This window comes from Robertmurraya sp. (genome assembly GCF_036676585.1).
Lineage (GTDB): Bacteria > Bacillota > Bacilli > Bacillales > Cytobacillaceae > Robertmurraya_A.
Genome location: NZ_JAKFCQ010000184.1, coordinates 16,490 through 37,943 on the forward strand (window position 1 = coordinate 16,490; position 21,454 = coordinate 37,943).

Genomic DNA, 21,454 nt, shown 5'->3' on the forward strand with positions numbered 1-21,454 from the left:
CAATGGAAACTAGAAAGAAATTGCTTGAAATTAAAAATTTAAAGCAATACTTTAATGTTGGTAAGCCAAACGAAGTAAGAGCAGTCGATGGAATTAGTTTCGATATATATGAGGGTGAAACATTAGGACTCGTAGGAGAGTCAGGATGTGGGAAATCTACAACTGGTCGAACAATTATTCGACTTTATGATGCTACAGACGGAGAAGTTTTATACGATGGGGTTAATGTACATGGGAAAAAATCTAAGGAAGAGTTAAAGGCATTTAATCATAAAATGCAAATGATCTTCCAGGATCCATACGCTTCATTAAATCCAAGAATGAAAGTTTCTGATGTAATTGCTGAAGGGATCGATATTCACGGTCTAGCAAAAACGAAAGAAGATCGAATGAACAAAGTGTATGAACTATTAGAAACGGTTGGATTAAACAAAGAGCATGCGAACCGTTATCCACATGAATTCTCAGGTGGTCAAAGACAACGTATTGGTATTGCTCGTGCTTTAGCAGTTGATCCAGACTTCATCATTGCTGACGAACCTATCTCAGCTCTTGACGTGTCAATTCAAGCACAAGTTGTTAACTTGATGAAAAAGCTTCAAAAGGAAAAAGGGTTAACTTACTTGTTTATTGCGCATGACCTTTCAATGGTGAAGTATATCAGTGACCGAATTGGAGTTATGTACTTTGGAAAGCTTGTTGAACTAGCTCCAGCAGATGAATTATATAATAATCCAAAGCACCCATACACTCGATCTTTGCTTTCTGCAATTCCACTTCCAGATCCTATATCAGAGCGTTCAAGAAAACGCAAAACTTATGATCCAAAAATGCATAATTACCAAGCGGATGAATCCGTTGAATTACGTGAAGTATCACCAGGACATTTCGTTCTATGTTCTGAGAAGGAATTCGCACAATACATGAAATAATAAAAACGATCTCGAAGACGAGATCGTTTTTCATTTGAAGAAAGATACGCTATACGTTATCATAAGTAAAAAGTGAAGCGCTTACGATACGTGATAAAGAAATAAAAATATTATTTTCTTTTTCCGCCAACTTGTTTCCAGCCGGTTTGAAATTTTGCTGATTGGTCTACAAATTCTGTTTTTTGTTTACCACCAAACAACTTCTCTCCAATTCCATTTGTAACGACTCCTAAAACAGCGGTGATTCCAATAATTAATAAGGCAACAATGGTAAGGTCGGTAATATAATTAACCATAATAAACCTCCTTTATGAATAACTGGCGTAAGCGCGATTATGTAATTCCCACTACTTTCTATTCTAAAGAATTATCCTTAGTATGAAAAGAGTAATATTAACAAAAAATTGTATCGTAAGAAATCTTTCTATTTTCAAATATAGTTCATAAACGATAAATCCATTAAAAGGAGTAATTATATGCACTGGTATGAAAAATTAAATCAATATTTTCCAATTGAAGAAATGAAGTCAAAGGAACATATGGAAACCCTTCTAAAAGAGAAATCGTCTATATATCACAAAGACGAAGGAAAGTATCACGTGTTAATGTATGCGGAATTTGACCAGTTTATATTCATTGATTATTTATATGTTTCTGGTGAAGCGAGAGGGAAGGGGTTAGGACATCAACTTTTAGAAAAGCTGAAACAGAAGGAAAAACCAATCATTTTAGAAGTTGAACCAATTAACTATAAAGATAGTGATACAGAAAAGAGATTACGTTTTTATAAACGTGAAGGTTTTGAGCATGCAAGCAAAATTGGATATGAAAGAAGATCGTTAGCAACAAATGAAGTGAATACTATGGAAATTCTTTATTGGTCACCTGGACATGAAAGCGAAGAGGCGATATTTGAAGGTATGAAACAAGCATATAAATTGATTCACACATATAAGGATATCGAGTTTTATGGAGAGTCATATGAACCAGTAGAAGAGGTATTAAGTTTTGACCAAAAACATGAGACAACGGACCTATTAAAAGATATTTAATGAATTTTGGACAGTTGCCACTGTGAGGTGACTGTTTTTCATTTTCATTAGCTAAATGAGAATTATATTAAGGTTTACTCCAACTGAAATCTGGGTAAATAAAGTAGGAACATAAAAATATTCGAGTTTTTTTAAAAAAAGAAAGAAAAAAATGAAACTTTTCTCTCACCTAGTACGTATATAGACTATCTAGCCAATAAATTTATTGTATTATTGTAATTTAAAACTTTCGAAAAAAGGATACCTTTTTACTCAGATTTGATGTATAATAATTAATATAAATTACTAATTTAAAGTAATTTTAAATAATAATACGTCAAATGACCAAAATATCTCCCAACATAGATTTTATAAGTTAAATTTAAAGGAGTGTGAGTTAGTTAATGGTAACATTATACACTTCACCAAGTTGTACATCATGCCGTAAAGCGAAAATTTGGCTAGAAGAACACGATATTCCTTATACAGAGAGAAATATTTTTTCTGAACCATTATCTATTGATGAAATCAAAGAGATTCTTCGTATGACTGAAGATGGAACAGATGAAATTATTTCAACTAGATCAAAAACGTTTCAAAAGCTAGATGTTAATTTAGAGACTATGCCTCTTCAGGATTTATTCGAGTTAATCAAAGATAACCCTGGTTTACTGCGTAGACCAATCATCATTGATGAGAAGAGACTTCAAGTCGGGTATAATGAGGATGAAATCCGTCGCTTCCTACCAAGAAGAGTCCGAACGTTTCAATTACGTGAAGCTCAACGCTTGGTTAATTAAATGATTGAAACCTTCGAATAGAATCGAAGGTTTTTTATCTATTATTGGTTTAAAAATAGCTATAATAGATAATTATGTAGGAAGAAAAGTATTAAATATGGGTGTTAGTTGGTTTTTTGAAAAGTGTAACATTTTATTTCCCTTTATTGTATTTTTGTCATAAAATATAAATACGAGGCAACAATACGGTTAACACATGCCTCAGGAAATACTAAAGACTAGATCGTTTTTCTGCATGAGGGTAAGTCCCTTCCAAAAATGCAAGAAGGGAGAGGTTAGTGTTGGAAATCGAACGTATTAACGATAATACAGTCAAGTTTTATATTTCATACGGGGATATTGAAGAAAGAGGATTTGACCGTGATGAAATCTGGTATAATCGTGAAAAAAGTGAAGAGCTTTTTTGGGAAATGATGGATGAAGTTCATCAAGAGGAAGAATTTATGATTGAAGGCCCTCTTTGGATCCAGGTCCAGGCTCTTGACAAAGGTCTTGAAGTTCTCGTAACAAAAGCACAAATATCAAAAGATGGGCAGAAGTTCGAACTTCCTATCACAGATGAAAGGCTGAAAGATATTCCTGTAGATGAAAGAATTGAGGAATTGCTTGATCAGCATTTTAATACAAAAGCAGACGATGAAGATGATGATTCATACGAAGATACACTAGAGTTCCTAATTGCTTTTAAAGACTTTGAAGACTTAATATCACTCTCAAATCGTAATATTTTAGAAGACTTATCAACAAAACTATATTCCTTCGAAGGTAAATATTATTTATATGTTGATTTTCCCGAAGAGGAGTATGATGAAGAGGATATCGATAATAGCTTAAGTTTATTATTAGAATATGGACATGAAACAGCGATCACCATTCATCGTGTAGAAGAGTATGGAAAACTAATTATGTCTGAGAATGTTTTCTCTGAAATAAGAAGACACTTTAAATAATTATCCGATTTCAATAAATGAAATCGGTTTTTTACTTTTCGGACAAAGAGTTTATCCTCTTACTTTTGAGGGAATAGTAAGGCAATGTTTTAGAGGGGGTAGCTATGAAAAATTTCGTTAGAATTCTTTTATTTGTTGCTGTTTTAGCTATTCTTTATTTTCTTCTCCAAGGAAAAGTGTATGAAGGATTATTCCGATATATTAGTATTCTAACTACATTATCGGTTATTTTTATTGGAGCAGTAATCTTTTTAGAAAATAGACATCCTACACAGACATTAACATGGTTAATCGTACTTGGTAGTTTTCCATTAGTAGGTTTCTTTTTTTATTTGCTGTTTGGAAGGAACCATAGAAAGGAAAGAATGTTTCGTCGTAAATTTTTCCTTGACCAACAAAATTACTTGAAATACGAACGTGGAAGAGACCCTATTAGTGAAGAAAAGATAAAAGTACTGGGGGAAGATCAGCAAAGGTTATTCCATTTGGCCCACCGTATAGGCCATAGTCCGATATCATTTGCCACATCTACTAAGGTGTTATCGAATGGTGATTCCACCTTTTATGAAATTTTAGAAGAGCTTAAAAAGGCTATGCATCACATCCATTTGGAATATTATATCGTTCGCCACGATGAGATTGGCCAACAAATAAAAAAAATCTTGATACATAAGGTGAAAGAAGGTGTGAAAGTTCGCTTTCTATATGACGCTGTGGGATCGTGGAAGCTGCCGAGCGTATACATAGAAGAGCTTAAAGAAGCTGGAGTGGAGGTCGTTCCATTTGGTCCGGTTCGTATCCCTTTCTTAAATAGTAAATTTAACTTTAGAAACCATCGTAAAATTATTGTTATAGACGGGAATATTGGGTTTGTTGGAGGATTAAATATTGGTGATGAATATTTAGGTCGTAATGATACCTTTGGATTTTGGAGAGATACACATTTACTTGTAAAAGGAGAAGCGGTAAGAACGCTACAGTTAATTTTCCTTCAAGATTGGTACTATATGACGAACCAAAGCTTTCTCAATTCTGAATACCTTTCACCTGTTCTTGAGGAAAACATTCATGGTGGCGTTCAGTTAATTGCTGGTGGTCCAGATAATGAACATAGTGTGATTAAGACGATTTTTTTTGCTATGATTACCTCCGCTAAGGAATCTGTTTGGATTGCTTCTCCCTATTTCATTCCAGATGAAGATATTTTCTCAGCAATAAAAGTAGCTGCATTGAGTGGTATTGATGTACGTATTCTTGTGCCTTATAAACCGGATAAACGGATTGTATTTCATGCTTCCCGTTCCTACTTTCCAGAGCTTTTGGAGGCTGGTGTCAAAGTGTACGAATACGAAAAAGGATTTATGCATAGTAAAATATTAATTATCGATAAGAAGATTGCTTCTATAGGTACATCGAATATGGATATGAGAAGTTTTCATTTAAACTTTGAAGTAAATGCCTTTTTATATGGTACAAGAAGTGTTGAAATGTTAGTCCATGAATATGAAAGTGATATTACTTTTTCTAGGCAGATCAATCTTGCTCAATTTACAAAGCGTCATTTTGGATTAAAGCTGCTAGAATCTACATCGAGGCTATTATCTCCACTTTTATAAAAAATCTCCTAGCCGAAAACAGCTAGGAGATTTTTTATGGAGGAATTAACGAGTAAGGAAGAGAATTAATTAATCAGAAAGGAGATGATTCATTGTTAACGGCTAAAAATCAATATGGAGAGATCGTTTATATTGGTGAATTGATAAAGAGGGAGGGAGTACATCGATTAAGGGAAAACCATTATTTTTGTCCAGTATGTAAGGGAAAAGTAATTGTTAAGCTTGGTGTTCAGCGAATCAGTCACTTTGCTCATGTTCAATTGTCATCTATATGTGTTGAATACGAAAGAGAATCTGCGTATCATATGCAAGCAAAAATGCAGCTCTTTGAATGGCTTGAAACAGAATGTTCAAAACCTGAATTGGAAGTATTTCTACCTGAGATCATGCAAAGACCAGATCTTATGTTTACGTTCCTAGGAAAAACATACTGTGTTGAATATCAATGTTCCCCGATACCAGAGGAGATTTTTGAAAAGCGGACAAATGGGTATTTATCGAGTGGTTTGACACCTATATGGATACTAGGTGCAAATAGAGTTCATAGGAAACAAACCAATCTAATTACTCTGCCAAAATTTCAATCCTTGTTTATTAAAAGAAATAATATAGGAGCCTGGTATTTACCATCATATTGTCCTAGTCTAAAGAGCTTTATTTCGATAACGAATTTGCACCCGCTTTCTCCACATACGATGCAATGTGACTACGATGTAACTCCTCAATCTCAACTACACTTACCTCAATGGTTAAACCCAATTTTTCAGAATACCTTTTACGTTTCTAACTGGCGTAAAGGAATTCAACATGTAAAAGACAATATTATTCGTTTTCACACACATAAGCTCTTCCTGCAGGAGCTATATAGGAATCAACTTCACCTCTATCTCCTCCCGCCCTATGTTGGCGTACCACTAAGAGATAATCTATTACTCGAAACCTCCCCAATCATTTGGCAAATGTATGTTTTATTAGATAATATATTTTCGAAAGAGGTAGGGATCATCCTTACAAAAGAGGATGTGTATAAACAATTAATCAAGCGTATAAATAGGAACCATATTAAAGTTAGAAACCCTCTAAAGCCAAGTGTGGATCAACTATTGGTATTAATTCGAGAGTATTTTTATCTACTGATAAAGTGCCAAGTCCTTAATGAAATCAAGCCTAATGTATATAGGTATGAGAACCCTATGTCATTTCCGAGTACTATTAGTGAAGCTAGTAAATTTGAAGAACAATTTTATAAGAATCTTACTAATGAAAAGATTGTTTGGTATTAATGAACTCGCCGTTGTTAACATACACTAGGGTGTAGTGGATTTTTCCTAGATTGAAGCAGGATTTTATTAATTGGTGGCGAATACCAAAAATAGAAGTGAGTAGATTGGAGGAATAAACATGGCAAATGAGACGGCAGTAAAGAAACTTCCCACTAGAAGTGAAATACCATTGGAGGACACGTGGAAACTAGAGGATATTTTCCTAACAGATCAACAATGGGAAAGCGAATTTCAAGAAGTTAAACAGTTAATTCCTTCTATGTCAAGCTATCAAGGAAAGCTTGGGGAAAGTGCGGATTCTCTTTTTCAGGCTTTACAAGCACAGGATCAGTTGCTAGAAAGGATTGGTAAGCTGTATACATATGCTCATATGCGTTATGATCAGGATACCACCAATTCCTTTTATCAAGGCTTAGACGACCGCATCAAAAATCTCTACACTCAGGCAGCAAGTACACTTGCTTATATTGTTCCAGAAATATTGTCTATCGACGAAGAAAAAGTAAAAAAATTTCTAAACGAAAAAGAAGAGTTAAAGCTTTATGAGCATTCTTTAGATGAGTTAAACTTGCAAAGGCCACATGTATTATCTGCAGAACAGGAGGCCCTTCTAGCAGAGGCATCAGAAGTGATGAGTGCCTCAAGTAATACATTTGGTATGTTGAACAATGCGGATATTCAATTTCCAAGTATTAAAGATGAAAATGGAAATGAAGTGGACGTAACTCATGGTCGCTATATTCGTTTCCTCGAAAGCGCGGACCAGAGAGTAAGAAAGGATGCTTTTCAAGCGGTTTATGATACGTATGGAAAGTTTAAAAATACTTTTGCTAGTACATTAAGTGGTCAAGTTAAAAAGGACAACTTTAATGCAAGAGTACGCAAATATAGTTCAGCAAGACATGCAGCTCTAGCGGCTGATAATATTCCAGAATCTGTGTATGAAAATTTAGTTAATACGGTCAATAAAAACTTACATTTGCTTCACCGCTATGTGAAACTTCGGAAAAAGGTATTGAAACTTGATAAAATTCATATTTATGATCTTTACACGCCGCTTGTAAAGGATGTAAAGATGGAAATTCCTTATGAAGAAGCGAAAGATCTAATTCTTAAAGGTTTAGCGCCTCTTGGTGAGGATTATCTAAATGTATTAAAAGAAGGTTTTACCAACCGTTGGGTAGACATTCACGAAAATAAAGGGAAAAGAAGTGGAGCCTATTCCTCTGGTTCGTATGGAACGAATCCTTATATCCTTATGAACTGGCAGGATAATGTTAATAACTTGTTTACTCTTGCACATGAGTTTGGTCATTCGGTACACAGCTACTATACTAGAAAAGAACAACCATATGCATACGGCAATTACTCTATTTTCGTAGCAGAGGTTGCATCTACATGTAATGAAGCGCTACTGAATGATTATTTATTAAATACGATTGATGATGAACAGAAACGTCTGTACTTGCTTAACCACTTTCTAGAGGGATTTAGAGGTACAGTGTTCCGCCAAACGATGTTCGCAGAATATGAGCATTTAATTCATAAAAAAGCACAAGATAATGAAGCGCTAACTGCGGAACTTCTTACAAAAGAGTACTATGAACTGAACAAAAAGTACTTCGGTGAAGAAGATATCGAAATTGACGAAGAAATTGGCTTAGAATGGTCTCGGATTCCACATTTCTATTACAATTACTATGTGTATCAGTACGCAACGGGGTACAGTGCTGCGACAGCATTGTCCAAACAGATTTTAACAGAAGGTCAACCTGCAGTTGAGCGTTATCTAGACTTTTTAAAGTCAGGTAGTTCAGATTATCCGATTGAAGTTCTGAAAAAGGCTGGAGTTGATATGACGAGTTCTAAGCCAATTGAGGAAGCATGCAAGGTATTTGAAGAGAAGTTAAATGAAATGGAAGCATTATTATCATAAAAATGAAGTCCCTTCCGACCAATCGGGAGGGACTTTTATAAACCTTTAAATCTTTTTCGTTCATTTAAAAAAAGAACTAGGGACAATAAGGAAAGAAATAATAGGGGGGCTGTAATGATCAGAGGGAAAATATTTAATAAGCCAAAAAGATTTAGTATAAAAGAAATAATAATAAATAATACGATCAGCCATAAGCCGATGGTTCGTGCCACAAAAAATCACTCCTTTTCCTTCTCTATAGATATATTCGTTTGTCCCAGTAATCATTCATAGATTATGACAATATTGTGAAATAGCGAGCACAATTATTGTCGAATAATCTATTTCATGATATATTATTGATGTGAAGTTGATCACAAGCAAACATATACCCCTTTGTTTGACCGTGAAAAATTTCTCCCATCCCCTTTGTTCGTATTTAAATAGAGAAAAGGCCATTTACAAACAGACAGGTTTGTATGGCCTTTTCTTTTTTTACATAGTCTTAGCGCTATTCAATATAGCGCCAAAACATACCATATTTAGCTGGAACTTGTTCAACAATTTGTTTTAATTGTAGCTTTTTCATTTCTCTTTCGGCTTCATTTATTGACATATTATAAACAACCGAGATTTCCTTTGTTGCCACGAGCTTAAAGCATTTGAGAAAGCTCTCTAAATTAGGAGGGGTACTTTTCTCGGGCTTCATTGGTAACATTTCTTCAAGTATTTGCTCATATACCTCATATGGATAATATCCGGTAATCTTGATTCCTTCGTCTTCAATATTCTCATTAAAGAAAACCAAGGTTGGTATTTCGTCCACTTCCATTTCAGAGGTGATTTTTAAGTCACATTGAAAGGCTTTACCAGCTGATTCCGAATGAATATCAAGAACAAATTCATCCACGTCTAATCCGGTGGAACTAGCCATTTCCTTTAATACCTCAAAGCTTGAGATGTTTTGTTTTTCTAGAAAAATACCCTCCTGTAATTTTCTTAGAAAGCGAATCCCGGCTTTTCTTCCTTGCAATTCAGCCGCTTTAATAGCTATAGAGGCTAAATGAGGAGACGAAATAGGGTTGTCAAACCAAAGACTTCCATCACAAGACATGCCTGTTCGGCTTGCAGTTTTTTCCCATAAGTCTGCAATGTTTTCATATTTTTGCTTTTTGCTCATATTTAATGATGCAAGGCGACCGCTTAAAATATATTTAATGGAAAAGAAACGACCGTATTCAATTTGTAGCTTCTTTATAATTGGCTCAAGTGCCCAGCATTCTGGACATAGAGGATCAATAAACATATAAATTTCAAGCGGCTTCTTCTCATTTCCATGGCAATAGTAGGAGGGAGTCGTTGGCAATGTTTCTCGATTCCTCACGTTCTCTCACCTTTCATCTCTTCATTTTCATCTGTATTTATCATATGCTGAGCTGTTAGCACAAGTCTCGCATAAAATTCATCTCGGATAGGACCGGTAAGGCCAACCTCATCCATAGCTTCGCGCATACATCCGAGCCATGCTTTTGCTCTAGTCTCTGTTATTTCAAATGGTAAATGTCGAGCTCGCATCATCGGGTGCCCATGCTCATTCGTGTAAAGAGTGGGTCCACCTAGATATTGAGTCAAAAACTGCTTTTGTTTTCTCGCTGTTTCCGTTAAATCATTCGGAAATATGGGAGTCAGATCTGGATGTTGCCCAACTCGATGATAAAAGGCATCAACTAGTCGATGCAATGTTTCTTCACCGATCAAATCAAAAGGTGTAAGCATGTTTCCGACCATATTAAAAACTCCTTTAAACATATCTTTTTTCGTTTGTTAAATACTTTGCAATCGAGCTTCGGCGGCTAGTCCCTCGGGGTCATTAGCCAAAGCCTTACAGAGGTCAGGACCTCTTTCAGTCCTTCTCTTATGCCTGTCGGGCCTAACCAAGCCGCCTACGCATCTATCCAATTGATAGTACTATTTTATCAGTGCGGAGTTTATATCACAAACAATGTGCATTAGGAGGTTATTTCCTATCGGATTTTACGCATAAAAATACCGTCTGTTTGGTAACAGACGGTGTATTTATGCTAGCAGGTTACTAGTAACCTTTCTAACATAATTTTGAGTTTCTTTAAATGGAGGAATTCCTCCATACTTGTCCACATTTCCAGGTCCAGCATTGTATGCTGCTAAAGCTAATGTTGTATTGCCGTTATATTTATCTAGCATTTGCCGTAGGTATTTGCTGCCACCAAAAATATTATCTCTTGGATCGAATACATTAGTCACTCCAAGTCCTCTTGCGGTAGCCGGCATAAGTTGCATTAAACCAGAGGCTCCTGCACCACTAACTGCATTGGGGTTGAAGTTAGATTCTTGTTTAATGACTGATTTAATTAAATTTCCAGGTAAGTTGTATTTAGCTGCTGCCTCTTGAATAATTGAATCAAATTCAGTTGAACTTCCAGAACTAGAAATTTTCGTCATATGGATAGGTGGTAAAGAAGGTGTTTGATTTAAAAGGGTGGCAGTTGTAGATACACTCGTTTGTCCACTTAACTGGGAAAAAGAGTCGCCTTCCTCTAACAGCATCTCATTCATTAGGTCTTGAAATATATTTCCGGATGATGAATTAGATGAAGAATTGAAATTTTGTAATGCCTGTAGTTGAAGCATAATTTTTAGTTTATCTATATTCATGTGACACCTCAATGAAGTGAGTATTTTTGTTTGTAAAAACGTTTGATTTTATTTTCAGTAACTCGAATGGGAATTTGAAAGGATTGGAGAAGTTGTTTAAAAGCTAATTCGCCCTCTACTGGATCCTCGACTTCATATTCTAGCTCATAATCTTCTTTTAATAAATATAAACTATGGTCTAGAACTAATAAACCACCTTTATATTGTAACTCACACCGTTTTGTCGTTAAAGAACCAAAATATTGAAGCTTATTGATAGGAAAATTGTTTTTTTCTAATTGTTCCCTCACGATTCCGCTTGGAAGAGCTGCACCTTGTAACATCGCCAAGGCTACGTCCTTTGTTAATTCTTGATTTGTTTCAAGAAGGCCAACCACTAAGGGCTGTTTTAATGTAAGCTCAAATCGCCCTTCTTTTTCACGAATTCGTAAGGCACTGCCTAATTCTTTTAGATGAAATTTCCCTGTGTCAAAATAATGGTTAATTTGCGTACCAATCATAGTTTCATTTATCGAAAATTCGGTTATCAAATGAAGGTATTCTTCTTTCGTGAGCATGTTTTTAAATTCAATTTCGATATGTTGGCTCAAGATTGTTCTTCCTTTCTCTACTCATGCTACGTTTAATTATCGGTTGTTACGTGTTCAATTTCAATATCTGATTGCATGTGAAGTGGATAATTCAGCCACTTATGATAAAATAGGGGAAGTGTGGAGGTATTAAAAATGAGAGAAAAAATTTATGTGGAAAAAGCAATCAAAACTGAAAAAAATGAAGTGATATTAGTAGTAAACAATGATTATTCGATAAAAGAGCTGAGTGCAACAGGTCAAGTACTTGTTGATTCAAATGAATTGGCTTTTGTATACATTGTTGAAAAAGATGATAGCTTTATGTATATTGAGCTAAGTCTCAATACATGGCCAATCTTAAAAGAAGGTTTGGGAAACAATTGTGAATATAAGCTTTCTAATGGTGAAGAAACTATTGTGTTACCAAACCTGCAGGAAGAATTATTGTACTTAATTGACAATATAAAAGGTAATAGCAACTATGGAGAGGAAATGGTTACAAAAGTAGAAGAGTGTTTTTGTAACTAATATCACCCACCAATATAAAATAATGGTCCGGATGAGGTGACTTATGAAGCACTGGGAGAAATTCTTGGCACCCTACAATCAAGCGGTGGAAGAATTAAAGGTTAAGCTCAAGGGGATGAGACGGCAATTCGAAATGAAGTCCTCTCACTCACCTATTGAATTTGTTACTGGTAGAGTAAAGCCAATCGCAAGTATTCTAGATAAAGCCAATCAAAAATCAATTCCCCTGGATAAGTTAGAGACAGAAATGCAGGATATTGCAGGCCTTCGGATGATGTGCCAATTTGTCGATGACATAAAAAGGGTTGTGGAACTTCTTCGTCTTCGAAATGACTTTGAAATTGTCGAGGAAAGAGACTATATTTCTCATAAGAAAGCAAGTGGGTATCGTTCATACCATGTTGTTGTACGATATCCTGTTCAGACAATTCAAGGGGAGAAAAAGATACTAGTTGAGATACAGATTCGAACACTCGCAATGAACTTTTGGGCAACGATTGAGCATTCGCTAAATTATAAATATCGCGGGCAGTTTCCAGAGGATATTAGAGTAAGACTACAAAGAGCAGCAGAAGCTGCTTTTCGACTTGATGAAGAAATGTCCCTTATTCGTGGGGAAATCCAAGATGCACAAGCATTCTTTTCAAGGAAAAAAGAGCTGCATCAAGAGGGAAATAATTAATTATAGAAGAGAGCGAACTTGGTCATGAAATTTGCGATTACGTCAAAAGGAGACTCAAAATCTAACACTCTCATGCATAAAATGAGAACTTATTTGCAGGATTTTGAACTTATATACGATGAGGATCAACCAGATATTGTGATTTCAGTTGGAGGAGATGGAACGCTACTATATGCGTTCCATCGCTATAGTAGCCGCTTAGATCGAACAGCATTTGTTGGTGTTCACACGGGACATCTAGGTTTTTATGCCGATTGGATCCCAGAGGAAATTGAGAAGCTAGTCATTGCAATTGCTAAAACACCCTATCAAGTCATTGAGTATCCATTGTTAGAGGTAATCGTTCGTTACCAACATGGTGGAAGAGAAACGAGATATTTGGCGTTAAATGAATCTACTGTCAAAAGTGTGGAAGGTACATTAGTGATGGATGTAGAAATACGGGGTCAGCAGTTTGAACGTTTTCGTGGTGATGGACTTTGTTTGTCCACTCCATCTGGAAGCACCGCGTATAATAAGGCGTTAGGTGGAGCGATTCTTCATCCATCATTACCTGCTATACAATTAGCTGAGATGGCATCGATCAATAACCGTGTGTTCCGAACAATCGGGTCCCCACTTGTTTTACCGGCACATCATACATGTATGCTAAAACCGGTAAATGGACCAGATTTTCAATTAACCATTGACCATTTAACTCTTCTTCATAAAGATGTAAAGTCCATTCAGTTTCGAGTTGCAGATGAAAAGATACGCTTTGCTCGTTTCCGACCATTCCCATTCTGGAAGAGAGTAAGAGATTCTTTCGTAGCGGATAACTAACAAGCAGGAGACCGTACATGTCACAATTTAAACTTCAATGGGTTATTGATGAAACACACGCAGGGATGTTAATACGCGATTATTTAAAAGAAAAAGAGATATCAAAAACTGCTCTAACTGATATCAAATTCAATGGTGGCCGTATTTTGGTTAATGGAGCGGAAATGACAGTTAGGTATGAGTTAAAACAAGGAGATCTTCTTGAAGTATATTATCCACCTGAAAAACATAGTGAGGGGATCGTAGAAGAGAAGATCCCCTTACTCATTCTTTACGAAGATCCATATGTACTAGTAATTGATAAGCCGGCTGCGATGAATACTATTCCTTCAAGGGAACATCCTACAGGCAGTGTTGCTAATGCATTAGTTGGGTACTATCAATCCATTAATCTTCAATCAACGGCTCATATAGTTACACGGCTTGATCGCGATACTTCTGGCATTGTATTGATTGCAAAGCACCGGCATATTCACCACTTGTTTAGCAAACAGCAAAAGAGTGGGGGGGTTCACCGGACTTATGAAGCATTTGTTCACGGAGCTTTGCCAACAAAGAAAGGAACGATTACCGCACCGATTGGAAGAAAAAAGGATAGCATCATTGAAAGAGAAGTTACGGATGATGGCCAATATGCTTGTACCCACTATATTGTTAAACGTAACTATCCTTTATTTACTCACATCCAGCTACGTCTTGAAACTGGTCGAACTCATCAAATAAGAGTGCATATGAAACATATTGGACATCCTCTTTTGGGTGATGATTTATATGGCGGATTACGAGAACTTATACAGCGGCAGGCATTACATTGCCGAAAAATATCCTTTTTTCATCCCATTTATCAAAAAGAAATGATGTTTTCCTCTCCATTACCAGAAGAAATGACAAGGCTTTTTGAATAATTATCTTTTCGTTTATTCAAAAGGCCTGAATTTTTCCTGAACAAAAGGCATGGAAGAAGGGACAGATATAAGTTCCATCTCCGGGTAACGAAGGGCAGTTAGTTTCCCTCCGAACACTGCGCCTGTATCAATATTATACGTATTATTGACAATTCTTGGCTCCCTAACGGGTGTGTGACCGTAGACGATCGTTGCATTTCCATGATATAATTTTGCCCAATCTCGTCTAACTGGTGTGCCATCGGGGTTCGTTTTTCCAGTGATATCACCGTATAGAACGAATGTTTTTACTTTTTCTCCTTGTTTACCAATTAAATCCTCTTTTATTCCAGCGTGGGCGATAACAAGCTTTTTATTATCTAACACGTGATAAAGAGGAGAGGACTCATAAAGACGAATAAATTTGTCACAAATTTTGTTTTTTTCTTTTTTTGCTAAATCCTCGTATTCTGCGACAGTTGTTTCAAGACCATGAGTTACTTGAACGTTCCTACCGAGAAAAAATCGATAAAGTTTGTTACAATGATTACCCGGAACGTAATATCCGCTTTTTTGATCCATAACGATGGAATAGACAAGTTCGACCATTTTAAGGGATTGTGGGCCACGATCTGTTATGTCCCCAACAAAAGCCAGTTTACGTTCTGAATGAAAGGGACAATCGTTGCTCCACTCATATCCTAAATTATTTGTTAGCAGCTTGAATTCCTCAAAGCATCCATGAATGTCACCAATGATATCTAATTTCATTTTTACCTATACTCTCCTTTCCCGTCTCTACAAACTATTTTCTCATAAGTTTCATCACATTATGATTCTACACCGAGTGTTTTTTCATGTTTGGTTTAGGGAAAGGTAAACTACAAAGATGAGTGTATGGGGAGGAAGGAGGAGAAAAAATGGCTGATAACAGTCTAGAAAAAAAACAACATATTGATTTTGATTTATTATTCGAATCTTTACAAAATGAAGATATAGGGAAATTTCGAGAAGAATTTTTAGAATTACATCCATATGATCAAGCTTCATTTTTTAAGGATTTGGAAGAAGAGATCCAAACTAAGATTTATCATTATTTGTCACCGGAAGAGATGGCTGGTATTTTCGAGAATATAGAAATTGAGGATGAAGATTACAAAGAAGTTCTTTCGCAAATGACACCGACTTATGCTGCTGAAATGCTTGCTAATATGCATGCAGATGATGCTGTAGATGTTCTTAATGAGCTGAGTAAAGACCAAGTTGCGAGTTATCTTGCTATTATGGATAATGAAGCAGCTCAAGAGATAAAAGAGTTACTTCACTATGAAGAGTATACAGCAGGTAGTATTATGACTACAGAGTTTATCTCGATTGCAGCAAATCAAACCATACGTTCTGCGATGTATATTTTAAAAAGGGAGGCCCCAACCGCTGAGACAATCTATTATCTGTTTGTGGTAGACGATGAAAAGCGGTTAGTTGGTGTTATCTCCCTTAGGGATTTAATAGTCAGTGATGATGATCAGATGGTAGAAGAGATTATGAATGAACGTGTTCATTCTGTTGGGGTTGGAGAGGACCAAGAGGAAGTTGCAAGAAAAATGAAAGACTATAATTTCTTAGCATTACCGGTTGTAGACTTTCAAAATCATCTTCTCGGAATTATCACCGTTGATGATGTAATGGATGTTATGGAAGAGGAAGCATCTGATGATTATTCAAAGCTAGCGGCTGTCTCGGGAATCGATAGTTTTGATAGAGGCCCACTCTCCGCAGCGAGAAAAAGATTGCCGTGGTTAATTATTCTTTTGTTTTTAGGAATGATTACTGCAAATTTAATGGGCCGATTTGAACAAACCTTAGACCAAGTAGCTATATTGGCGGTGTTTATTCCTCTGATTGCAGGTATGGCAGGAAATACAGGTACTCAAGCCTTGGCTGTAGCTGTTAGAGGACTTGCAACTGGTGATTTAGAAAAAGAGGAGAAATCAAAGTTAGTTGTAAGAGAAGCGGGAACAGGTTTGATAACAGGAACCACTTGTGGAATGTTAGTGATGATTATTGTATACCTATGGAAAGGAGATATCTTCTTAGGTATGCTCGTAGGGATATCTATCCTGTTGACTTTAATCGTTGCCACTCTAGCTGGCGCATTAGTTCCGCTAATTATGCACAGACTCAAGGTAGATCCTGCTGTTGCATCAGGTCCTTTTATCACAACGGTAAACGATATTATTAGTCTTCTCATTTATTTAGGTATGGCGACAATATTTATGGGATATTTGATTAGTTAGGGGGGAAACAAATGGAACATGGTGCTTCCGTTACATCGCTATTAATAGTAGTTGTTGTTGCATTCTTAACACCAATTCTTTTGCATCGGTTTAAATTAAACTTTATTCCAGTGGTGGTTGCTGAGATCATCGTCGGTCTAATCATTGGGAAAAGCGGTTTTGATATTGTTCATGAAGACATGTGGCTAGAAACATTGTCGACTCTTGGATTTATTTTTTTAATGTTCTTAAGTGGTCTTGAAATTGATTTTTCTGCTTTTAAGAAAAGTGGAAATAAAGATAAGAAAGGCAGTAAGAAGGAACCGAATACTTTTTTTGCTGCATCCATTGTTTTCATAGGTATCTTTATTGTGTCATTGGTTTTGTCGTATCTATTCGTACTGGCAGGATTTATTGAGAATGCGTTTTTAATGACATTGATTATTTCAACGATTTCTTTAGGTGTTGTCGTACCGACTTTAAAGGAAGGAAACTTAATGAAGACCAATATTGGTCAAATTATTCTCCTTGTGGCGGTAATTGCTGACTTAGTTACAATGATTTTGCTAGCAGTCTTTGTTTCCTTATATGGAGGTGGAGATAGCAACACATGGCTACTACTCGTCCTTTTTGCTGTTGGAGTTGGTTTATTTTTTGTTGCGAAAAGATTTAAAAACAATAAAATATTGGAACCTCTTTCCACAGGAACGATTCAAATTGGTACGAGAGGAGTATTTACTCTTATCATTGTTCTTGTTGGACTTTCTGAAACGGTTGGAGCTGAGAATATTCTCGGAGCGTTTTTAGCTGGAGTACTCGTGTCATTATTATCACCGAATCAAGAACTAGTTCATAAGCTTGATTCCTTTGGTTATGGATTTTTAATTCCGATATTCTTTGTAATGGTAGGAGTTGGGTTAAATATATGGGAGCTATTTAGTGATCCAAAGCTCATAATACTTATCCCTCTTCTGTTGATCGCTTTACTTTTATCAAAGATTATCCCTGCTCTATTCTTAAAGAAATGGTATGATTTCAAAACCGTTATGGCCTCGGGCTTTATTTTAACCTCAACACTTTCCTTAGTGATTGCAGCTGCTACGATTGGGGAGAGAATGGATGTCATTACGAATGAAATGAGTGGAATGCTTATTTTAGTAGCAGTCATTACATGTATATTCACACCAATTGTGTTTAAAAAGCTGTTACCAAAGGAATCAGTACAGGTGAAAAAACTAAAGATAGCTTTTATTGGTGCCAATCAATTAACCATGCCAGTCTCCAGACAACTAGAAGATAGTCTTTATGAGCCAACGATTTATCATACAAAGCAAGAAAAAGCGACATATAAAATTGCGGACTCACTGTTTAACATTGTAGAAATTCCGGATTTTGAGCTTGAAACACTCGAAAAGGAAAATGTACTACATTCCGATATTATCGTTGTTTCAACGGGTAGTGATGAAATCAATGCTCAATTAGCATTGGCATGTAAGGAAAAAGGAGTAGAAAGGGTTATTGCAAGAATAGAAACACAGGATTTAGAGGAGGATTTAAAAGCTCAAGACGTAGAGGTATTCTCAATCTTCCTGTCAACAAAAGCATTGTTACGTGCATTAATTGAAACTCCGAGCGTATTGAATATCCTTACCAATCAGGAAACCGCATTATATGAAATCCAGTTAATGAACGTACAATATGAAGGAATGACACTTAGAAAGTTCCCGTTTACGGGAGATGTCATTTTTGTGCGGATTTTCCGTGGAAAAGAAACCATCGTTCCACATGGAGATACAGAGCTTCACTTACATGATCGTTTAATTGTAACAGGTTCTAAAGAGTATGTTGAAGAGTTAAAGAGGGAATTAGAATTCCTTATGTAAAAGTAGTCTGCTGGCTGCTCCCAGCAGACTACCTTTATCATTAAGGCTTTTCTTTTTGAAAAAAATCATGTAATATTAGTACTAGGTACTAATAACAGATTCTTATTTAGGAGGATATACATAATGAACCTTTCTTTAAAAGGAAAAAATATAGTTGTAATGGGCGTTGCTAATAAGCGTAGTATCGCATGGGGGATTGCTCGCTCTTTACATGATGCGGGCGCAAACTTAATCTTCACGTATGCAGGAGAGAGGTTTGAAAATGAAGTTCGTAAATTAGTTGAAACGTTAGAAGGTCAACAATCTCTTCTAATTCCTTGTGACGTCACTTCTGATGAGGACATCGCAAAATGCTTCTCATCGATCAAAGAACAAGTTGGAACAATTCATGGTATTGCTCACTGTATCGCGTTCGCAAACAAAGAAGAACTGCAAGGGGAATACATGAATACAACTAGAGATGGTTTCTTACTAGCTCATAATATTAGCTCTTATTCATTAACAGCGGTTGCGAAAGAGGCAAGAGAGCTAATGTCAGAAGGTGGAAGCATTGTTACGCTAACATACCTTGGTGGAGAGCGAGTAATTAAAAATTACAATGTAATGGGTGTTGCAAAGGCTTCTCTAGAAGCAAGTGTAAGATACTTAGCCAATGATTTAGGACCAAACAATATTCGTGTGAACTCTATTTCAGCTGGACCAATTAGAACATTATCAGCTAAGGGGATTAGCGATTTTAATTTGATTCTTAAGGAAATTGAAGAGAACTCTCCTCTAAGGCATGCAACAACACAGGAAGAGGTTGGGGATACAGCACTGTTCCTATTTAGCGACCTGTCACGCGGAATGACTGGTGAAAATCTACATGTAGATTCTGGATACCACCTACTATCTAGATAATAAAAGATCCTGCTTCTTATGGAAGCAGGATTTTTTTATTGGCCCTTTGATGTTTGAAGTAGTTGCCCGACAGCTACTTTTTTTATTATTTGATTTTTGTCCATAATAACAATTTCATTGTCAAGCTGGACAATAACGGGTTTCAGTGTTCTGTTTTTGTTTAATTGTGTATGTGTGCGTCTGATCTTCTCTATAAGTGTCTCGTCAAGTTCTGCGACAGGAAAGTTTGGTCTGGAAATATAATACCCTTGTCCGCAATCAATTCCCAATTGAATTACAGCGTCTAGCTCTTCTTCCAATTCAATGCCCTCCGCAATAATAATTGAATCCATTTTCTTTGCAAACGTTACAAATGCATCCAAAATATGTTTTTTTACATTGTTTTCATGAATTTTACTAATCAGGGAGCGATCGACTTTTATATAATCAGGTTGAATTTCTGAAATAGCTTGGAGGGAAGAATAGCCTGCTCCAGCATCATCAACAGCAATTTGAAATCCTTGATCTCGATAATGATAAAGAACCTTCGTAAAGGCTGAAAAATCCTCAATTGCACTTCGCTCAGTTATTTCAAACACAATGTTTTGAGGGGATAGTTTATATTGTTTAAGCAAGGATACGGTATGTCCAGGAGTGAAACTTGGATCATAAATCACTTGAGGACTAAGATTAATAAATAACTTTTCGTCCTTACTAAGGATTGTTGAGCTATTTTCAAAAGCCAGTTCTCTAGCTATTTTTTCAAGCGTATATAACGAGCCATATTCTTCTGCATACTTAAATAGTTGAAGTGGTGATTGGAATCTGCTTTGGATAGGACCTCTAGTTAACCCTTCGAATCCTAAGGTACTCCCAGTAGTGAGATCAATAATTGGCTGGAAAACCGTTCTTAATTGTTTCTTAGCTAACAGAGTCTGAAACTCTTTCCGGATTTCTAAGTCACTATATGTGTGTAGTTGGATAATGTTTTGACTGATTAAAGCGGTTGAATTCATTAAAAAAGCTCCTTCCCTGAAAAAAGATCAAAGTTGATCTTTTTCACTCTATTTCGACAGTAGCATATGAATTTATTAATTTAATGAAGAAATTGTAAATATTACTTTAACCTTTAAAACAAATGAGTATGGAATAAATATACAAATGTAATGCAACATAAAATCTTCAATTTTTGAAAAAATAATTACAAGAATAAGAACAAAAGGATGGAATGATATGCAAAAAATACTCACTCTCACCTGTATAACTGTACTAACCGCCTTGCTTACTTCCTGTAATACTGACGCTACGCAGCATAGTGGGATGTCTTTAATTCAAAAAAGTGATCCCGATCCAATCATTCTTGATGAGAAATCAAGGGATAAACATAAATTAGTGGCCTCAATAAAAAAGGATGTTGCTAAATTTGAGGAACTATATGATGTAGCTGTCATCAAAGGTGAGGAGGAAATATTAGTTGCTTATAAGGTAAAACATATGCAGCGTTTTCATATGGTCAAAATTGAAGGGGAAATTAATAAAATGCTTGAAAAAAAGTACCCGAAGGAAAATTTCATAGTCTCGAGTGATTATAAAATATTTTTAGAAGCTGTTGAATTAGACGATAAAATGAAAAATCCGAATTTTTCCAATAAGGATGCAAAGAAAAAGCTAGAAGAAATCATAAAGCTTAAGAAGGAACTAACTTAA

General features: G+C 35.9%; 22 protein-coding genes. 15 read left to right on the top strand and 7 right to left on the bottom strand.

From position 1 onward, the window contains the following. Positions 1-2: 2 nt before the first annotated feature. Positions 3-932: an ABC transporter ATP-binding protein gene (locus tag ACGLXV_RS22775; protein ID WP_391560429.1), complete on the top strand. Its 930-nt coding sequence runs from the start codon at positions 3-5 to the stop codon at positions 930-932. A 110-nt stretch (positions 933-1,042) separates the two neighbouring features. Here the strand turns inward: ACGLXV_RS22775 and ACGLXV_RS22780 are convergent, their stop codons facing one another. After that, a complete protein-coding gene (locus ACGLXV_RS22780; RefSeq protein WP_119707261.1) occupies positions 1,043-1,228 on the bottom strand; it encodes a hypothetical protein in 186 nt (61 codons plus the stop codon). A gap of 180 nt (positions 1,229-1,408) precedes the next feature. Here ACGLXV_RS22780 and ACGLXV_RS22785 point away from each other — a divergent pair, with 180 nt between their 5' ends. The 6 genes from ACGLXV_RS22785 (at position 1,409) to pepF (ending at position 8,548) form a co-directional block, all read left to right on the top strand. Continuing rightward, positions 1,409-1,984, top strand: a complete 576-nt coding sequence (locus tag ACGLXV_RS22785) for a GNAT family N-acetyltransferase (protein ID WP_391560430.1) — start codon at positions 1,409-1,411, stop codon at positions 1,982-1,984. 383 nt (positions 1,985-2,367) lie between these two features. Beyond that, a complete protein-coding gene (gene spxA / locus ACGLXV_RS22790; protein ID WP_119707263.1) occupies positions 2,368-2,763 on the top strand; it encodes a transcriptional regulator SpxA in 396 nt (131 codons plus the stop codon). A 281-nt stretch (positions 2,764-3,044) separates the two neighbouring features. Then, a complete protein-coding gene (gene mecA / locus ACGLXV_RS22795; protein ID WP_119707264.1) occupies positions 3,045-3,713 on the top strand; it encodes an adaptor protein MecA in 669 nt (222 codons plus the stop codon). A gap of 104 nt (positions 3,714-3,817) precedes the next feature. Continuing rightward, positions 3,818-5,329 carry a cardiolipin synthase gene (gene cls / locus ACGLXV_RS22800; RefSeq protein ID WP_119707265.1) on the top strand — a complete coding sequence of 504 codons (1,512 nt, stop codon included), beginning with the start codon at positions 3,818-3,820 and terminating at the stop codon, positions 5,327-5,329. Between the two features lie 92 nt (positions 5,330-5,421). Next, positions 5,422-6,612, top strand: a complete 1,191-nt coding sequence (locus tag ACGLXV_RS22805) for a competence protein CoiA (RefSeq protein ID WP_391560431.1) — start codon at positions 5,422-5,424, stop codon at positions 6,610-6,612. A gap of 118 nt (positions 6,613-6,730) precedes the next feature. Further along, positions 6,731-8,548 carry an oligoendopeptidase F gene (gene pepF, locus ACGLXV_RS22810; RefSeq protein WP_391560432.1) on the top strand — a complete coding sequence of 606 codons (1,818 nt, stop codon included), beginning with the start codon at positions 6,731-6,733 and terminating at the stop codon, positions 8,546-8,548. Positions 8,549-9,038: 490 nt separating this feature from the next. Here the strand turns inward: pepF and ACGLXV_RS22815 are convergent, their stop codons facing one another. From ACGLXV_RS22815 to ACGLXV_RS22830, 4 genes are all read right to left on the bottom strand, one after another. Further along, entirely contained in the window at positions 9,039-9,911 is an 873-nt protein-coding gene (locus tag ACGLXV_RS22815) for a ClpXP adapter SpxH family protein (RefSeq protein WP_240390691.1), read from the bottom strand. Continuing rightward, entirely contained in the window at positions 9,908-10,315 is a 408-nt protein-coding gene (locus ACGLXV_RS22820) for a globin domain-containing protein (protein ID WP_119707268.1), read from the bottom strand. Before ACGLXV_RS22820 ends, ACGLXV_RS22815 begins: the two co-directional genes overlap by 4 nt. Before the next feature lie 288 nt (positions 10,316-10,603). Beyond that, positions 10,604-11,221: a lytic transglycosylase domain-containing protein gene (locus ACGLXV_RS22825; protein ID WP_391560433.1), complete on the bottom strand. Its 618-nt coding sequence runs from the start codon at positions 11,219-11,221 to the stop codon at positions 10,604-10,606. 8 nt (positions 11,222-11,229) lie between these two features. Then, positions 11,230-11,811 carry a CYTH domain-containing protein gene (locus ACGLXV_RS22830; protein WP_391560434.1) on the bottom strand — a complete coding sequence of 194 codons (582 nt, stop codon included), beginning with the start codon at positions 11,809-11,811 and terminating at the stop codon, positions 11,230-11,232. Between the two features lie 135 nt (positions 11,812-11,946). On the opposite strand from ACGLXV_RS22830, the gene ACGLXV_RS22835 reads away from it, so the two are divergent. Genes ACGLXV_RS22835 through ACGLXV_RS22850 form a run of 4 tightly spaced genes read left to right on the top strand, consistent with a single transcriptional unit; the run spans position 11,947 to position 14,730 of the window. Then, positions 11,947-12,321: a UPF0738 family protein gene (locus tag ACGLXV_RS22835; protein WP_119707271.1), complete on the top strand. Its 375-nt coding sequence runs from the start codon at positions 11,947-11,949 to the stop codon at positions 12,319-12,321. A gap of 43 nt (positions 12,322-12,364) precedes the next feature. Further along, positions 12,365-13,003 (top strand): GTP diphosphokinase, encoded by a 639-nt coding sequence (yjbM, locus tag ACGLXV_RS22840; protein ID WP_066054880.1) that lies wholly within the window; start codon positions 12,365-12,367, stop codon positions 13,001-13,003. A gap of 24 nt (positions 13,004-13,027) precedes the next feature. Then, entirely contained in the window at positions 13,028-13,825 is a 798-nt protein-coding gene (locus ACGLXV_RS22845) for an NAD kinase (RefSeq protein ID WP_119710511.1), read from the top strand. A 17-nt stretch (positions 13,826-13,842) separates the two neighbouring features. Beyond that, positions 13,843-14,730: an RluA family pseudouridine synthase gene (locus ACGLXV_RS22850; protein ID WP_391560435.1), complete on the top strand. Its 888-nt coding sequence runs from the start codon at positions 13,843-13,845 to the stop codon at positions 14,728-14,730. A gap of 12 nt (positions 14,731-14,742) precedes the next feature. On the opposite strand, the gene prpE is transcribed toward ACGLXV_RS22850, so the two are convergent. Next, positions 14,743-15,480 (bottom strand): bis(5'-nucleosyl)-tetraphosphatase PrpE, encoded by a 738-nt coding sequence (gene prpE, locus ACGLXV_RS22855; RefSeq protein ID WP_391560436.1) that lies wholly within the window; start codon positions 15,478-15,480, stop codon positions 14,743-14,745. A 149-nt stretch (positions 15,481-15,629) separates the two neighbouring features. On the opposite strand from prpE, the gene mgtE reads away from it, so the two are divergent. The 3 genes from mgtE (at position 15,630) to fabI (ending at position 19,768) form a co-directional block, all read left to right on the top strand. After that, on the top strand, positions 15,630-17,006 hold the full coding sequence (gene mgtE, locus ACGLXV_RS22860) for a magnesium transporter (RefSeq protein WP_391560437.1): 1,377 nt from the start codon (positions 15,630-15,632) through the stop codon (positions 17,004-17,006). Positions 17,007-17,017: 11 nt separating this feature from the next. Further along, a complete protein-coding gene (locus ACGLXV_RS22865) occupies positions 17,018-18,868 on the top strand; it encodes a monovalent cation:proton antiporter family protein (RefSeq protein WP_391560438.1) in 1,851 nt (616 codons plus the stop codon). A gap of 123 nt (positions 18,869-18,991) precedes the next feature. After that, on the top strand, positions 18,992-19,768 hold the full coding sequence (fabI, locus tag ACGLXV_RS22870; RefSeq protein WP_119707276.1) for an enoyl-ACP reductase FabI: 777 nt from the start codon (positions 18,992-18,994) through the stop codon (positions 19,766-19,768). A 35-nt stretch (positions 19,769-19,803) separates the two neighbouring features. Here fabI and ACGLXV_RS22875 read toward each other — a convergent pair whose 3' ends face one another. Continuing rightward, the gene (locus ACGLXV_RS22875) at positions 19,804-20,763 is read right to left on the bottom strand and encodes an EAL domain-containing protein (protein ID WP_391560439.1); all 960 of its coding nucleotides are present in this window, start codon (positions 20,761-20,763) and stop codon (positions 19,804-19,806) included. A 217-nt stretch (positions 20,764-20,980) separates the two neighbouring features. Here ACGLXV_RS22875 and ACGLXV_RS22880 point away from each other — a divergent pair, with 217 nt between their 5' ends. Then, positions 20,981-21,454, top strand: coding sequence for a sporulation protein (locus tag ACGLXV_RS22880; protein WP_391560440.1), 474 nt, complete (start codon positions 20,981-20,983; stop codon positions 21,452-21,454).